The 16259-nt window shown below is 48.7% G+C and carries 19 protein-coding genes; 4 read left to right on the plus strand and 15 right to left on the minus strand.

The window, feature by feature from the left end:
* Window positions 1-18: 18 nt before the first annotated feature.
* Window positions 19-453, plus strand: a complete 435-nt coding sequence (locus AC0L4K_RS15325) for an acyl-CoA thioesterase (RefSeq protein ID WP_126159213.1) — start codon at window positions 19-21, stop codon at window positions 451-453.
* Window positions 454-662: 209 nt separating this feature from the next.
* Here AC0L4K_RS15325 and AC0L4K_RS15330 read toward each other — a convergent pair whose 3' ends face one another.
* A complete protein-coding gene (locus AC0L4K_RS15330; RefSeq protein ID WP_417223951.1) occupies window positions 663-857 on the minus strand; it encodes a CopG family transcriptional regulator in 195 nt (64 codons plus the stop codon).
* A 175-nt stretch (window positions 858-1032) separates the two neighbouring features.
* Here AC0L4K_RS15330 and dauA point away from each other — a divergent pair, with 175 nt between their 5' ends.
* A complete protein-coding gene (gene dauA, locus AC0L4K_RS15335; RefSeq protein WP_473267022.1) occupies window positions 1033-2790 on the plus strand; it encodes a C4-dicarboxylic acid transporter DauA in 1758 nt (585 codons plus the stop codon).
* A gap of 252 nt (window positions 2791-3042) precedes the next feature.
* On the opposite strand, the gene dnaB is transcribed toward dauA, so the two are convergent.
* The 6 genes from dnaB to AC0L4K_RS15365 form a co-directional block, all read right to left on the minus strand.
* Complete coding sequence (gene dnaB / locus AC0L4K_RS15340) at window positions 3043-4425, minus strand: replicative DNA helicase (RefSeq protein WP_417223948.1); 1383 nt, start codon at window positions 4423-4425, stop codon at window positions 3043-3045.
* Window positions 4426-4559: 134 nt separating this feature from the next.
* On the minus strand, window positions 4560-5006 hold the full coding sequence (gene rplI / locus AC0L4K_RS15345) for a 50S ribosomal protein L9 (protein ID WP_473267024.1): 447 nt from the start codon (window positions 5004-5006) through the stop codon (window positions 4560-4562).
* Window positions 5007-5125: 119 nt separating this feature from the next.
* Window positions 5126-5353 carry a 30S ribosomal protein S18 gene (rpsR, locus tag AC0L4K_RS15350; protein ID WP_019622438.1) on the minus strand — a complete coding sequence of 76 codons (228 nt, stop codon included), beginning with the start codon at window positions 5351-5353 and terminating at the stop codon, window positions 5126-5128.
* Between the two features lie 32 nt (window positions 5354-5385).
* Window positions 5386-5835, minus strand: coding sequence for a 30S ribosomal protein S6 (rpsF, locus tag AC0L4K_RS15355; RefSeq protein WP_417223945.1), 450 nt, complete (start codon window positions 5833-5835; stop codon window positions 5386-5388).
* A 142-nt stretch (window positions 5836-5977) separates the two neighbouring features.
* Entirely contained in the window at window positions 5978-6454 is a 477-nt protein-coding gene (locus tag AC0L4K_RS15360; RefSeq protein WP_417223944.1) for a hypothetical protein, read from the minus strand.
* A gap of 153 nt (window positions 6455-6607) precedes the next feature.
* On the minus strand, window positions 6608-7555 hold the full coding sequence (locus AC0L4K_RS15365) for a GlxA family transcriptional regulator (RefSeq protein WP_417223942.1): 948 nt from the start codon (window positions 7553-7555) through the stop codon (window positions 6608-6610).
* A gap of 115 nt (window positions 7556-7670) precedes the next feature.
* Between AC0L4K_RS15365 and AC0L4K_RS15370 the strand changes: the two genes are divergently transcribed.
* On the plus strand, window positions 7671-8237 hold the full coding sequence (locus AC0L4K_RS15370; protein WP_417223940.1) for a cysteine hydrolase family protein: 567 nt from the start codon (window positions 7671-7673) through the stop codon (window positions 8235-8237).
* Between the two features lie 156 nt (window positions 8238-8393).
* Here AC0L4K_RS15370 and AC0L4K_RS15375 read toward each other — a convergent pair whose 3' ends face one another.
* The 5 genes from AC0L4K_RS15375 to folX all read right to left on the minus strand — a co-directional run bounded on the left by AC0L4K_RS15375 (window position 8394) and on the right by folX (window position 12101).
* A complete protein-coding gene (locus AC0L4K_RS15375; RefSeq protein WP_417223939.1) occupies window positions 8394-8801 on the minus strand; it encodes an OsmC family protein in 408 nt (135 codons plus the stop codon).
* A gap of 27 nt (window positions 8802-8828) precedes the next feature.
* Window positions 8829-9641 (minus strand): indole-3-glycerol phosphate synthase TrpC, encoded by an 813-nt coding sequence (trpC, locus tag AC0L4K_RS15380; RefSeq protein ID WP_473267026.1) that lies wholly within the window; start codon window positions 9639-9641, stop codon window positions 8829-8831.
* 6 nt (window positions 9642-9647) lie between these two features.
* On the minus strand, window positions 9648-10682 hold the full coding sequence (trpD, locus tag AC0L4K_RS15385) for an anthranilate phosphoribosyltransferase (RefSeq protein WP_473267028.1): 1035 nt from the start codon (window positions 10680-10682) through the stop codon (window positions 9648-9650).
* A 10-nt stretch (window positions 10683-10692) separates the two neighbouring features.
* Window positions 10693-11274: an aminodeoxychorismate/anthranilate synthase component II gene (locus AC0L4K_RS15390; RefSeq protein ID WP_417223935.1), complete on the minus strand. Its 582-nt coding sequence runs from the start codon at window positions 11272-11274 to the stop codon at window positions 10693-10695.
* Window positions 11275-11732: 458 nt separating this feature from the next.
* The gene (gene folX / locus AC0L4K_RS15395) at window positions 11733-12101 is read right to left on the minus strand and encodes a dihydroneopterin triphosphate 2'-epimerase (RefSeq protein ID WP_417223933.1); all 369 of its coding nucleotides are present in this window, start codon (window positions 12099-12101) and stop codon (window positions 11733-11735) included.
* A gap of 295 nt (window positions 12102-12396) precedes the next feature.
* Here folX and AC0L4K_RS15400 point away from each other — a divergent pair, with 295 nt between their 5' ends.
* A complete protein-coding gene (locus AC0L4K_RS15400) occupies window positions 12397-12942 on the plus strand; it encodes a VF530 family protein (RefSeq protein WP_215951468.1) in 546 nt (181 codons plus the stop codon).
* 87 nt (window positions 12943-13029) lie between these two features.
* Here AC0L4K_RS15400 and AC0L4K_RS15405 read toward each other — a convergent pair whose 3' ends face one another.
* From AC0L4K_RS15405 to AC0L4K_RS15415, 3 genes are all read right to left on the minus strand, one after another.
* The gene (locus AC0L4K_RS15405) at window positions 13030-13410 is read right to left on the minus strand and encodes a RidA family protein (RefSeq protein ID WP_417223930.1); all 381 of its coding nucleotides are present in this window, start codon (window positions 13408-13410) and stop codon (window positions 13030-13032) included.
* A gap of 119 nt (window positions 13411-13529) precedes the next feature.
* Window positions 13530-15110 carry a BCCT family transporter gene (locus AC0L4K_RS15410; protein ID WP_473267030.1) on the minus strand — a complete coding sequence of 527 codons (1581 nt, stop codon included), beginning with the start codon at window positions 15108-15110 and terminating at the stop codon, window positions 13530-13532.
* Window positions 15111-15225: 115 nt separating this feature from the next.
* Window positions 15226-16212: a dipeptidase gene (locus tag AC0L4K_RS15415; protein ID WP_473269233.1), complete on the minus strand. Its 987-nt coding sequence runs from the start codon at window positions 16210-16212 to the stop codon at window positions 15226-15228.
* Window positions 16213-16259 lie beyond the last annotated feature (47 nt).

Here is a 16259-nt window from a genome sequence, read left to right on the forward strand (position 1 = left end):
TTTACAGGAGTTTTACCTATGGCACGTATCAAAATTGATATGCCCGAGAATTATAGCTTTACCACTGAAATTCCCGTTCAGATTCGGGATATTAACTACGCGGGTCATCTCAGCAACGATTCGGTGTTATCAATCGTACACGAAGCCCGCCTACGCTACCTAAAATCACGTAACTACACCGAGCTAGATATCGAAGGAAGAGGCATTATTATGACCGATTCCGCCATTGTATATAAGGCTGAAGGTTTTCATGGCGATCTGGTGCAGATCGATGTCACCGTAGGTGATTTTAATAAATATGGCTGCGATATCTATTATCTACTGAGTAATAAGAAAACTGCGGTCGAGATGGCCCATGTGAAAACGGGGATTGTCTTTTTTGACTACAGTGCCGGAAAAGTCGTGCCGGTTCCTGAGAAATTTAAAGACAGCATTATGAAAGTCGTCGAATAACTGTTTAAAAAATACTCAAAAACATCGTTATAAGCGTTTGAAAAATATACACAAACGCTACACTGAACGAATTTTAACCCACCGACGGAAAGCCCCGTACAATGGGGCTTTCAGAGAGTTATCCTCGAGTTACACACAGTCTTGTGACACTATTTCTGTTTATAAGATACAACATGACACCTGCGCTACACCTGTGCGTAATCCAGCGCTCAAGGCTGGTTCTTTTTATCTTGGCTAAACACCTCATCCCGCCACTCAGGCCCTAGCTTTGCTTCGATATACTCTCGTATCAACTTACGCACCATCTGTGATGGGGTGACATCGTCCGCACTACAAAGCTTCTCAAACGTCGCTTTCTTTTTTGGATCGATCAGCAGTGTTAATCGTGCCGTTCTCTGCTCCATTACAGCTCCTTAACTTAGTTTATGTTAATCATATTAACATTGATTTATATAGCAGTTAACATGTAATGTTACATCTCTATAGTAACGACCCCACTCAGCAGAGTCAGAGGCCACTTCTCATTTCAGGCCGGAAAGCCGTCCGTCAGCTGCCGCGCCTCAGCAAGAGCAATTGTTCATGTCGCATCGTTTACATCTGCATAGTATTCGGCCCTTTAGTGCCTTACGTGAAACCTTTCAAGAGGGCTACGGTCTCGCCGATCTTTATCGCGATATCATGGCCGGCATCACCGTAGGCATTATTGCCATTCCCCTGTCGATGGCCCTCGCCATCGCCAGTGGTATTCCCCCTCAATACGGCCTCTATACGGCGATCATCGCAGGGATATTAATCCCACTGACCGGTGGTTCTCGCTATAGCATCTCAGGGCCTACAGCAGCCTTTGTCGTGATTCTCTATCCGGTGGCTCAACAGTTTGGCTTGAGTGGTCTGCTTATCGCCTCGCTGATGGCGGGTGTGATGCTGATAATCATGGCGGTCAGTCGCTTAGGTCGACTCATTGAATATATTCCAGAACCGGTCACCCTCGGGTTCACCTCAGGGATTGCAGTGGTGATTGCTACCCTGCAAATGAAAGATTTTCTAGGTCTGCACCTTGAGGAGATGCCAGAAAAGTATATCGATAAGGTCGCGGCACTCAGCCACGCTCTGCCAACCCTGACGTTGTCTGAATTTGCCATCGGCGCGACCACCCTGCTCGTATTAATTTTATGGCCACGCTTACGCATACCCGTGCCGGGACATCTGCCGGCAGTAGCGATCGGTGTGATCTTGTCTTTAGTACTCACCTCTACCGGTGCCGATATTCAAACCATTGGTTCGCGCTTTAGCTATGAGCTGCTCGATGGCACCGTCGGCCAGGGTATCCCGCCCGCACTCCCCGAATTTAACTGGCCGTGGCTGCAACCCGGCCCGGACGGTGAATTGATCGATTGGGATTTCCATAAACTGGCAGAGCTGATGCCGATCGCCTTCTCTATCGCGATGCTTGGTGCCATTGAGTCACTGCTTTGCGCCGTGGTACTCGATGGTATGAGTGGTACCCGTCATCACTCCAATGTTGAATTGATGGGACAGGGAATAGGTAATCTCATCACCCCTTGGTTCGGCGGCATCACCGCCACTGCGGCTATTGCCCGCTCAGCAGCCAACTATCGCGCCGGTGCTAAATCACCTATCGCCGGGGTGATACACGGTTTAGTGGTACTTGCCAGTTTGTTAATTTTAGCCCCTTGGCTGGCCTACATTCCAATGGCATCGATGGCGGCAATGCTGTTGATGGTGGCTTGGAATATGAGCGAAGCACCGAAGGTGGTCGAACTGCTCAAAAAAGCACCGACTGGCGATATTTTGGTGCTGCTCACCTGCTTTTCGCTGACTGTGATGATCGATATGGTCGTCGCCATCTCCTTCGGTATTATCCTCGCATCAATCCTGTTTATGCGTGATATTGCGCAGATGACGCGTGTCACCGAGGTGAGTGATAACCGTAAACACGTGCCCGAAACGTTACCCGCCGATTGGGGAGTCTATAAAATTAGCGGACCGCTGTTCTTTGCCGCCGCCGACCGGATTTTCTCGGAGATACTGGAGATCTCTAAGGATAAACGTCATATCGTACTCTACATGGATGCAGTGCCGATCTTAGATGCCGGTGGATTATCGTCGCTCAACCATTTTCTGGACGAAAAATTTCAAGCAAACACCTTTGTGATTATTGCTGACCTGCAGTTTCAACCATTGAAAAATATCGCCAAAGCGGGACTCAAACCGATCGACCAAAAATTGGTCTTCACGCCCACGCTGGCAGAAGCGGTCGAATTGGCTAGCGCCAAAGTGATTAGTGATAATACGACACAACAAGCGGTCGTATAGTCGCCTATCGTAGGATGCGGTGAGCTGTGCGAACCGCATCATAGGCGCGTTGATAAAGGCAATATCGCCGCCAAAGACGGCTCCTACAGGGAAATTTGGTGCCGTAATTGACAGTCGGTGTAGGAGCCTCTTTTAGAGGCGATAAGACGCAGTCCCGTAGGATGTAATAAGGAACAAACCGCACCGATACAATCAAACAGTTATCGCCGCCAGAGGCGGCTCCCACACCAATCACATGGCGACGCTAGCCGCTTATTCGTACTCTTGATAACCCATCGGTGCTAGGTTTTCAAACTTGGTAAACTGACCAATAAAGGCCAAGCGGTTACTACCGATAGGACCGTTACGCTGCTTACCGATAATAATCTCAGCGATACCTTTATCCGGCGAGTCTTCGTTATACACCTCATCCCGATAGATAAACATGATTACGTCGGCATCCTGCTCGATTGCACCGGATTCCCGTAAGTCAGAGTTAACAGGTCGTTTATTAGGCCGTTGCTCCAACGCACGGTTGAGCTGCGACAACGCAATCACCGGACACTCAAGTTCTTTCGCCAATGCCTTAAGCGAGCGGGAGATCTCTGAGATCTCAGCGGTACGGCCTTCACTATTACCGCCTTTGAGCTGCATCAATTGCAGGTAATCGACCATGATCATAGCGATATCACCATGTTCACGCACGATTCGTCGGGCGCGGTTACGCATCTCCGTCGGGCTGATACCAGCAGTATCATCGATAAACAGAGGCTTATCCCGCAGCATATTCACCGCCGTGGTGAGGCGAGGCCAATCATCCTCTTCCAACTTACCGGAACGTACTTTGGTCTGGTTAATCCGCCCTAAGGATGACAACATCCGCGTCACGAGCTGATCGGCGGGCATCTCCAAACTAAACACCAAGACAGGCTTATCCTGCGCCATCAAGGCGTTTTCCACGAGGTTCATCGCAAAGGTCGTTTTACCCATCGATGGACGCGCAGCAACGATGATGAGATCCGAGGGTTGAAGTCCACCGGTGGCTTTATCAAGCTCATCAAAACCGGTGGTTACACCGGTCATGGCCCCTTCAGAGTTGAACAATTCATCAATCTTATCCACAGCCTTCTTCAACAATGGATTCACGCCGATAGGCCCACCTTCATTCGGTCGGTCTTCAGCGATCTGAAAGATCTTCTGCTCGGCTTCACTTAGAATATCGGTACCGGCACGCCCCTCGGGCATAAAGGCATTCTCAGCGATCTCATGGGCCACAGTGATCATCTTGCGCAGTAATGCACGGTCCCGGACGATCTCGGCATAGGCGCGAATATTTGAAGCACTGGGCGTATTTCGCGCCAGCTCGACCAAGTAATCCAGCCCACCCGCAGCATCGAGATTACCGGTGCGATCCAATTCTTCAGAAATGGTTACCACATCGATCGGCTGCATATTACTGACGAGCTTCTCAATCGTGCGGAAAATCAGCCGGTGATCATGACGATAAAACTGATCCTCCAGCACAATCTCTGAAACCGTATCCCAGGCATTGTTGTCCAGCATCAGGCCGCCGAGCACCGATTGCTCTGCTTCCTGTGAATGGGGAGGGATTTTTACACCTTCCATATCGGCAGCATTGGGATCCGGATAATCCATAAACTCTTTTACCTCAGCAAACAAAACACCAGTATCACAATCGCACTGGCCTAAAACGAAAAAAGCACTGCGCAGTATAATACTACGCAGTGCTTTTTAACTCATCTCTGACTTACGCCAGATTAGAGCAATACTTATTCGCCAACAACAATGATGCCGACAACTGCAGTAACTTCAGGGTGAAGCTGAATAGAAACTTCGAATTCACCAGTCGTGCGCAATGCACCTTCTGGCAAACGAACTTCACTTTTCGCAACTTCAATACCAGAAGCACTGATCGCATCAGCGATATCAGAAGTACCGATAGAACCGAACAATTTGCCTTCTTCGCCAGCTCTCGCAACGATAGACAGTTCGATTTCATTCAGTTGATCAGCACGAGTCTGAGCACTGTTCAGTTTTTCATTTGCAGCGGATTCCAATTCAGCACGACGTGCTTCAAAGGTTTCCAGGTTAGCTGCAGTAGCAGGAACCGCTTTCCCAAAAGGAAGAAGATAGTTACGACCGTAACCACGCTTCACGGTAACCTTGTCACCCAGGCTACCCAGTTTGCCAATTTTCTCGAGCAGGATAACTTCCATCTCGCAAACCTCTATTTTTTACGCTTGCCCACCGATGCTAAACATCTATGGGCTGAAACTTGTTTAATCACCTACCACATCGACTTAATTAGTCACAATGTGCAGTAAGTTAACCGTTATTACTGGTGGCTGTCAGTGTATGGCAGCAGTGCTACGTAACGTGCACGTTTGATAGCAGTCGCCAGCTGACGCTGGTAACGAGCTTTAGTACCAGTGATACGGCTAGGAACGATTTTACCGGTTTCAGTGATGTAACCTTTCAGGGTATCCAGATCTTTATAATCGATCTCAGTAACACCTTCAGCGGTAAAACGGCAGAATTTTCTACGACGGAAAAAACGAGCCATGGTATATCTCCTCTAAATAAATGTTAAACCGATTACTCGGCAGCAGCTTCTTCAGCAGCCGGTGCATCTGCAGCAGGCGTTTCTGTAGCAGCAGGTGCTTCAGTCACTTCAGCAGCAGGCTTCTCAGAACGTTCTTCACGACGTGGACGACGCTCTTCACGGCCTTCAGCAGCTTTAATTGGAGATACATCAGTAACAGCATCTTTACGACGTACAACAAGGTTACGGATAACCGCATCGTTGTAACGGAAGATGTTAGTTAACTCGTCCAGTGTTTCCTGAGCACATTCAACGTTCATCAGAACGTAGTGAGCTTTATGGATTTTGTTAATTGGGTAAGCCAGGTGACGACGGCCCCAATCTTCTAGACGGTGGATTTTACCTTCAGATTCTTCAATTAGCTTGGTGTAACGTTCAACCATAGCTGGAACCTGTTCACTCTGATTCGGGTGAACCAGAAAAACGATTTCGTAATGACGCATTAATTGCTCCTTACGGGTTATACAGCCTTCAGCCGCATCGAAAAACGGTAGAAAGCAAGGAGTTAAAGTGAGTTCCCTCAATGGCATAGCCAACGGGAGCCGAAATTATACGCGAAGATAGATAAAACACAAACACTCTATACTATTTGGCCGGTAATAATGTCTGGCTCATTTTAGCGCAATACAGTTTGCGGCTATGTTTGTCTGGGTCTTGACGAATAGCGGACCAACAGCTGTTGGTATCTGGATAGCGAGTGAAACGCTTACCGCCACGCAAGTCGATGAGGTACACCTTGTCGTAAAAATCATACTCATTCCACTCACTGATCTTAAGAGTCGTCTCTATACAGGTGTAATGAGGAACAATATTCAGGCCTTTTTTATGAAACCGCTCATAGCCACGGAAATACTTTTTACCCTGCTCGGAGCCTCGAATCTGATAACGTACAAAATCACGGCATTGCTCTAGCTCAGTAACTCGCTTATCGGACAAGATGACCGCCTTACTTACCGGCGTACCCTTGTAAGTAAAACGCCCCAATAGGTAGACATCTGAGCCCGCCGCAAAGGTCAATTGAGACACCAGTAGTAACCCCAGTAAAATTCCCTTAAGTAGCATTTCGATCCTCCTGAAAAACAGGGATACCCATCAAATATCGACAAGTATTCAGTAATAATGAAGCAAGTAAGCTATCTGAGCGGTTTCAAACGTTACAACCCTAAGTCATCAGCCTATCGTATCATCTCACTGTTGCAAACCTTGAATCCCTTTTTAGCGACTAAAACGAGCACGAAATTCACGTGGCGTAAGACCGATAATCTGAATAAAGACTTTCCTAAAAGCACTGACATCGTCATAGCCCACCGCCAAAGAGATCGTTTCAACGCTGTCTGGAGACGCTTCAAGCGCTTCACAGGCTTTACTGATGCGCAATTGCTGTATGTATTCTTTGGGCTTATAACCCGTTGCCCTAACGAATCGACGGAGAAAGGTCCGCTCGGTCAGATGACTATCGAACGCCAACTGCCTTACCGTGAGCGAATGCTGATAGCCATTTTGCAAACGATGCTGCACCGCTAAAATCACCCGATCACCATGATCGAATGGCGGTATAAAACAGCGATAGTAACGCTGCTCACGGGGTGCAGTATCAACCACCAACTGTTTACCCAACCGCCGCATCAGTGCTGGACTGGCAAATTGTGCCACCAACTCCAGCCCCAGATCCAACCAAGCCATTAACCCACCGGCAGTAATCAGGTCTCCATCATTAACCAGAATCTTGTTACCGTCGACCAGCACCTCAGGGAACTGCTGCGCTAATCGCTCGGTTAGCAGCCAATGAGTGGTCGCCGGCCGCTGATTTAACAGCCCCGACTGCGCCAAGATAAACGCCCCCGCACACACCGAACAAAGAAGCGCACCGGCCCCGTGTATCTCACGCAACCACGCAGCCAGTTGCGGCTGTTCCGTCAGGTAAAACTGATCGGTAATACAGGGCGGTAAAATAACGATCTGTGGATTATCTAATACCGCCGGCGTTGTTAACGCTTCAGCTTGGACTAGCTCGGAATAATCCAAGAGATGAACAGCAAACTGAAGTTCTGATGGCTGCGCTTGGCCTAAACGATTAGCCAGTTCGAATAACTCACGCAGGCCTTCCACGGCAGACCTCATTACCCCCGGGTACAACAGGATCACAACCTTAATGGTTTTCATCTACAGCACTACGCCTTGTCAGTTATTGCCTTAATTATGTCAAATACGACTGCAGTATAAGAAGTTTAGCTGCTTGATAATAGCCCTATCAACTGAACAACCCGAGGACATACCCATGAGCAAGACACACACAGATACAGCACTACTATTAATTGATTTCCAAAATGACTATTTTCCCGGCGGTAAGTGGGAACTCGACAATATTGATAATGCGGCGGCTAATGGCGCCAAACTACTGGCGGCGTTTCGTCAGCAGGGTTTGCCCGTAATTCACGTTTATCATGAGTTTGAGAGTGCCGATGCACCATTCTTTTTGGCCGCGAGCGATGGTGCCAAAATACACCCGACCTTTACCCCCCAAACGGGCGAGCCGGTGATACTAAAACATGCAGCCAACTCGTTTAAAAATACCTCATTACAAGCCGACCTCGATTCATTGGGCATTAAAAACCTAATCGTCGTAGGTGCTATGAGTAATATTTGCATTGATGCGGGGGTAAGAGCGGCGGCGGATATAGGCTATAACGTCAGCGTGGCACAAGATGCTTGCACCACTCGGGACCAAGTTTTCAACGGAGTCACCGTGCCAGCACAACAGACCCATGCCGCATTTATGGCATCACTTTCCTTTGCCTATGCACGGGTTGAAGAGACAGAGATTTTGTTGCATGAAATAAAATAAATCATTGCTCGTTGTAACCGTTCTTCGGCCAATACCACAATGTTCTTACCAAGCGCCGACGTTACGCGCTTGGTAAGAGATCAATCGAGGAAGGTTTTTGGACAACGAGCAAGCGACACGCCTTGTGACGTTCGAGTTCGAACGGCGGTTCTACATTTACGCTACTTCAATAATTTCAAAGCTATGCGTAATTTCAACGCCACCTTTTTCCAACATTAACGATGCTGAGCAGTATTGCTCCGCCGATAGTTTCACCGCCCGTTCGACTTTTTTCTCATTCAAGCCACGCCCAGAAACAATAAACTTCACGTGAATTTTAGTGAAAACAGCCGGTACTGTATCAGCACGTTCAGCATCAATTTCAGCCACGCAGTCGACAACATCTTGACGGGTTTTCTTGAGAATACCAATCACATCATAAGAAGTGCAGCCGCCTAGCCCGAGCAGTAACAACTCCATCGGCCGAGGGCCTTGCTTCTGCTCCGCATCGATGGTGACATCAAAACCCGAACCGGTGGTGCCTTTGAAACGAACATCGCCGTCCCATTTTACTTTTGCTTGCATAATCGCAGTATCTTCTTCAAATCGTTATTAGTGAGCGAACAGTTCGGCTAATTTAGCGCCGGGATCGGCTGCCCGCATAAAGGTTTCACCGACAAGGAAGCTATCCACATTGTGCTCTCGCATAGCAATCACGTCCGCACGGGTCTGAATACCACTCTCCGTCACCACGATCCGGTCATCGGGAATCATATCCAGTAGCTCAAAGGTATGATCGAGGGAAACATCAAAACTGTGCAAGTCCCGGTTATTAATGCCGACAAGGCGATTACCTAACGGCAGTGAGCGTTCCAGCTCCTGCTGATTATGCACCTCAATCAATACATCCATCCCTAGCTCAGTGGCAAGCGTATTGAGTTCGGCCATCTGCGTATCCTGTAATGCTGCCACAATCAACAGGATGCAATCGGCCCCCATCGCGCGGGCTTCATACACCTGATAAGGATCGACAATAAAGTCTTTACGGATAACGGGTAATGAACAAGCCGCTCGGGCTTCCATCAAATAAGCTTCACTACCCTGAAAAAAATCAGCATCGGTCAGCACGGATAAACAGCTCGCACCACCGGCCTCATATGAGCGGGCGATCTCAGCCGGCACAAACGGGTCACGGATAACCCCCTTAGATGGACTGGCTTTCTTCACTTCAGCGATGATGGCAGAGCGCCCCTCGGCTAATGTGCGACCGAGACTCGCAGCAAAGCCACGCGGATCAAAGGCCGATCCCTGTTGACGCGCAATGGTTGCCTGCAAGTCATCAATACTCACCTTTGGCTTACGCTCAGCAACTTCTTCGTGCTTACGGGCGATAATCTTCTTTAAAATAGTTGGGGTATCAGTCATCGTTACTCAGCTCTTCAGCGACTGACTCATGTCAGCCAACGCTTGCATTTTTGTCAGTGCGGCACCGGATTTAATCGCCTCCAAGGCAAGGGCAACACCCTCTTTATGACTGGCTGCTTGGCCGCTTAGGTAAACCGCAGCACCGGCATTCAGGGCGATCATCGCCGCCGCTTTTTTAGCCGTGTTATCCTCGGCACCGGAGAACGTTTTACGAATCAACGCCAGCGACTCTGCCGGGCTATCGATCACCAAGCCGATCAGACTTTGGCTCTCAATCCCCAGATCTTCAGGGGTAATCCGATATTCAGTAATGTCACCATCTTTCAACTCAGCCACATAGGTATGGGTGGCTAGGCTGATCTCATCCAGACCATCCTCAGCATGCACCACCATAATATGTTCGCCACCCAGTTGTTGCATGACTTCCGCCATGGGCCGACAGAGTTTCTTGCTGAACACACCAATCACCAAGCGCTGCGCGCCGGCTGGATTGGTCATAGGCCCCAAGATGTTAAACAACGTTCGAGTGCCCAGCGCACGACGGGCACCAATGGCATGTTTCATCGCACCATGAAAACCCGGGGCAAACATAAAGCCGACACCGACTTCATCGATACACTTAGCAACAGCATCGGCACTCAGATCTAAATTAATACCCGCTTGCTCAAGCAGATCAGCACTGCCACTGCTTGAAGAAACACCTCGGTTACCGTGCTTAGCCACATGTACGCCACAAGCCGCAGCCACAAATGCACTGGCGGATGACACGTTAAACAGGTTTGCGCCATCGCCACCGGTGCCGACAATATCGACCAACGGTGCGGCCATAGCCCTGACTGGCGTGGCCAGCTCTCGCATTACCTGAGCGGCACCGGTGATCTCATCAATCGATTCACTCTTCATGCGTAGTGCGATCAGAAAACCGGCAATCTGTGATTCCGAACATTCACCCGTCATCACTTGACGCATAACGTCAACCATTTCATCGCGGCTCAGATCGATATGATCGACCACCCGCGCCAGCGCTTGTTTGATATCCATTGTGTCGTTGTTATCCTCGATTCAAAAAGTTTTGCAGCAGGTCATGACCTTGCTGAGTCAGGATCGACTCGGGGTGAAACTGAACCCCCTCTAAATCCAGCTCTTTATGTCGCACGCCCATAATCTCATCCATCGAACCATCATCATTCTGGGTCCAGGCGGTGATTTCAAGGCAGTCTGGCAGAGTATTTTTATCAATCACCAGCGAATGATAACGGGTAACGGAGACCGGATTTTCCAACCCTTTAAAAACCCCCGTATTATGGTGATAAACCGGTGACACTTTGCCGTGCATCACTTGGCGCGCACGTACCACATCGCCGCCAAACGCCTGCCCCATACTCTGATGACCCAAACAGATACCAAAAATAGGCAGTTTACCAGCAAAATGCTTAATCGCCTCGACTGAGATACCCGCTTCATTTGGCGTACAGGGCCCCGGAGAGATCACCAACTGATCCGGCTTAAGTGCCTCAATCTGTTCAATCGTAATTTCATCATTACGGTACACCTGAACATCAGCGCCCAGCTCACCCAGATATTGCACGACGTTATAGGTAAACGAGTCGTAGTTATCGATCATCAGTAGCATACAAGTTTTACCTCTTTGACAATGTGGCATAGGCTAGTGACGTGATCATGGCCATATCCACACGCATACTCTCAATTGGAAACTGTAAACAGGCCAGAGAACAGGCCTAGAGACATGTGAGCAGTCGTATATTGGTTTAATGTAGAGTCAGCTTAGCGATATTAACAAGCAAGCGAGGCCAGCGATAAAAACAAAGTAAAATCTCTACAATTTATGGGCTCAAATTCTATCACAGCTTATAACAGCACTACCAAAATTCGATGCACGTTTCACATAGCTAATACTTTATGGCTGGGTGAACAACACACTTAAACGCTAACGCTCAGCCCTGTCAACGCAAGACGAATATGATGAACGCTACAACTCTTTTCCTATATGACGGTAGTGCTTTAATACAGTACCGCCTAGGTTTTACTCTTAGAGCAAAAAACAGGCAAGACGCTTAGCCGAGCCGTCAATCAACAGCAATGTTTTTCCAGCGTCAAGGAGACCGAATCAGCAAATCGCAGTGCATGAGGCTTATCAATAGTAACGCTAGCAAAGGTTACCCAAGGATGAGCGCTAGCGATCTCCAATACATCACCCACCAGCTTCTCTAATAACAGAAAGTGACCTTCTTCCACATGCTGAATAATATCCTTACAGACAACCTTATAGTTCAGCGCTTTTTCAACATCATCACTGATGGCCGCTTTCGCCGCCGGGTAATGAATTTCAATATTGATCACCACATCTTGCAGTTTTTCACGTTCTTCAGGGTTAAAGCCTATATAGGTACGCAGTCGCAGGTTTTTGATGCGGATGATAGCGTTGCTGACTGATGGCATATGAATCCTTTTCAATTATTTTTATCACTGACCGGTTCCTAGTCTAACAGAACAGAATGAAGTCGCCAGATGACAATAGGGCCAATAACCCCAAGGTAAAATCATCAATATTAAGCGGTTTATTGAATACGTATTATCATCGAAAAAGGTTCACTGTCTCGGCAATGGACGACGGTTGGCTGATAAATGGGCTTGAATCACGGCTTTAGGCTAGGTTGTCTGGACGCTGACAGGTATGATGCCCATACTTATCTATACTCAAAACATCCACAGGCCGCTATTGCCGGACATTATTATGACTGACGAGATCAATTACCAAAACAACCCACTACACGGTCTCGGCTTAAAAGAGTTATTAACTCAGATAGTCGATCACTACGGCTTCGAGATTCTGTATGCCTACCTGAACATCAACTGCTTTAAAACCAACCCAAGCATTGAGTCCAGTGTGAAATTTCTCAAGAAAACCGATTGGGCGCGGGAGAAGGTAGAAATCTTTTACCTGTATAAATTTAAGAACCTACCTCGGGTTTCATCTGAGCAGTTTGCCCTATCCCCTAGAGACCGTATTATCCCCGAAGGCCAAACGCCGCGAGAACCTGCAGAACTCAGCCTCGAAGATGCCGAACGGATGCGTGAAAAACAGGCGCTGAAAGCGGCTGAGCATGGCAAAACCAAAAGCTACCGCAGCAGCCGCTCTAACGGCAAGCAGGGCTATTCGAGTAAAGAGGAAAATGCTCGGGACAAACAAGAACGCTGGAAGCCGGAACGAAAAACCACAACACCAACCCAAGCTTCATCCGATAACGATGATGACCCATGGGCCAAATGGCGTAAATAAAAAACGGCATCAACAAAGCTACAACTAAAAAAACCGCCATAAGGCGGTTTTTTTAAGGCATATCACAAGCACAGAGCAACGCTCGATTCAAACGCTAGGCACCGCCGCATAGGCGACTATTTCACACAGCATCTCTTCCCGCGCGAGCCCCGCAACCACCATCGCAGCACGATTCGGATAAGGGGCAGCGAAATAATCTGCATACACTCGATTAAAGACCGGTAACAGATCGCGATCAGTCACGTATATCAGTACTTGGGTCACATCATCCATCGTCAGCTCAGCCGCTTCAATGGTGTGTTTAAAGTTGTCCATCGTCTGACGTGCTTGAGCTTCAATCCCGCCGTCCACCACTTGCCCTTGCGCATTGATCGGAATCTGCGCGGTGGACAATTGACCATTGGCGATAACAGCCCACTCAAGCGGCGCTTTCGAGGCGAACAGATCGGTTTTTACAGCGTGTTTCATAGCAATTCACTTTTAAATATATCAATTAAATCGGTGCCTCACATAATGCTTGCCTAGCGATATTAATCACTCAGGCAAACCTTATGGTTGATCCCCTTAAACAGTCGAGTTCAACCGCATTACAAGCCTTGCTCGTCCGCCATCTTGCGGGCGATTTGCGGAGCCGTCCAAAGCGAGGGCAACAGAACAAGCGATACTGGCACGGCGGTGATAACGATAAATGACTGCAATGCTGAGATCCCGCCGGAGCCTATCGAAACTAATAGCGCCGCCACAACCCCCATCATCACACCCCAGAATACGCGCACCGAACTCTGCGGATGATCTGTACCAGTCATCACCATCGATACGGCATAGGTCATTGAGTCACCGGTGGTCGCAACAAAAATAGTGGTCAACACCAGAAACAGCACCGAGATCATAAAGCCCATGGGTAACTGATCGGTAATTGCCAACAGCGCCGCCGGTAGGTTAAAGCCGGTGAAAGGCTCAGAGATCACCCCAGGATTGGCCAGTTCATAGGCCAGCCCACTGCCACCAACAATGGTGAACCAGAAGCAGGTAATAATCGGTGCCACAACCGAGATCAGTAGGATCATTTCACGAATAGTGCGTCCCTTAGAGATACGCGCGACAAACATCGCCATCAACGGACCGTAACCTAAAAACCAACCCCAGAAGAACACCGTCCACCAATCCAACCAGCCTGTATCAGCGCGGAACGTCGCCATCGGGATAAACTGGTTCAGATAGATTCCGAAGGACTGCAAATAACCGTCGATAATAAAAGCGGTCGGGCCAAACAGGAGAATAAAGGCCATGAGAATCACCGCGAGAATCACATTCGCTCGGCTCAGCATTTGTATCCCCTTCGTGACGCCTGTTACTGCCGAGAGCGTATAGATGCAGATTAAGGCGACCAAGATCATCACCTGAGTGGCATAAGTATCAGGAATGCCGAAGAGTTTTTCTAAACCAAAGCTAACCTGTAACCCTAGAAAGCCGATCGGCCCAACGGTGCCGGCCACCACGGCTAACACACAACTGGAATCAACTATCGCCCCAAAAGGACCGGTCATCACCTTATCGCCAAACACCGGATAGAGCAGTGTGCGCGGCTTTAACGGCAAACCTTTTTCATAATGCAGATACATGTACACAATGCCTGTCAGGCTGCCGAGAATCGCCCATGCAAGGAATCCCCAGTGCATAAAGCTCTGCGCTAATGCATTATAAGCCGCGCCAACCGTACCCGCTTCAGTCGCCGCAAACAGAGGTGGCGGCGAAGTAAAATGAGCCATTGGCTCTGCGGCGGCCCAAAACACACCACCACCCGCTAAGAGCGTACACATAATCACCGAAATCCACTGAAATCGTGGCATTTCTGGGGTTTTAACGCCGCCTAAAACAACCGAGCCCGTCCGCCCTATCGTCAACATCAGGCCGATGACGAAGGTGAGCAGCAACAGCACCTGCCAATAAGCGCCAAAATATTGAGTCGATATCGCAAACCCCGTATTGACCCAACCACTCATCATATCAATGTCGTACAAGGCTAATGCCACAAACAGTACTAACACGCCCCCACTAATCAAAAAAACTGGCAGATCAACACCGGCCAATAATTTCTTACCTGCCATCTCTGGCTCATCATTCAAAACCTGTTGTCCGGTAACAACAGCTTGCGTTGCGTTACTCATAGTCGTCTCCTGACGGATCTTTATATTTATTAATTATCAGGTAAATCTATGATCCAGACAGGACTCTCAGTTGGCTGAATCATAAACAGCATTAAACTATCTATCCTGCCTTGGATTATTGCGGCTTAAGCCCTTCATCCAGAAAGTTAAGCCAGTTCAGCCCCATAATTTTGCCTACTTCCGTGGTGCTAAACCCTCGAGTCAACAGCCCCTGTGTTAGATTCGGGAAGTCTCGACTGTCACGAAACCAGGACAACGGCCGGGGCCAGTCCGCATTGGCTTTTGAGCCTTCGCCATAATCCATCGCTTTTGACCAGCGACCATTTCGCATCCATTCCAGAACAGACAACGGCTGCTCCTGACACAGATCGGTACCGATGCCAATATGATCAATCCCCATCAGATCAGCAGTGCTAGCGACCATGTCGCAGAATTCATTGAGGCTACAATCCGGGCCATTTTTTAGATGGAACGGATAAAGGCTAAAGCCCAATAGTCCTCCCGACTCCGCCAGCGCTTTCAGCACCTGATCGGATTTATTGCGTTTAGCCGCATGAAAGCTCGAAGGGTTAGCATGGGAGATCACGATGGGCCGTTCAGAAATCTCGATTGCATCCAGCGTGCTGCGTTCGCCACTGTGACTCATATCCACAATCATGCCGACCCGGTTCATCTCTTTAATCGCCTGATGACCAAACCGTGTGACGCCACTGTCATGCGCTTCATAGCAACCACAAGCCAGTAAACTCTGATTGTTATAGGTCAGTTGCATAATCATCAGGTTCAGCTCACGCATCACCTCGACCATGCCGATATCATCTTCAATCGGTGAGCAGTTTTGCGCACCAAACATGACGCCAACCTTACCTAACTGTTTCGCTAAGCGGATATCTGCAGCGCTTCTCACCGGCATAATCAGATCGCTGTTCATCTCAAAATGACGATTCCACTCAGCGATTCGCAGCAGGGTTTCACGAATCTGTTCGTGATACACAATGGTCGCATGGACCATCGTCACACCACCGTCACGTAGCTGTTCGAAGATATCGCGGCTCCAGTTTGAATACTGTAAGCCATCAACCACAATCAGATCGTTATGCAACGCCATGTGCGCCGGTTGTTTTTGTAAATCATGCATGATTAGCCTCC

The sequence above is a fragment of the Amphritea sp. GJ51-11 genome, from assembly GCF_055808735.1.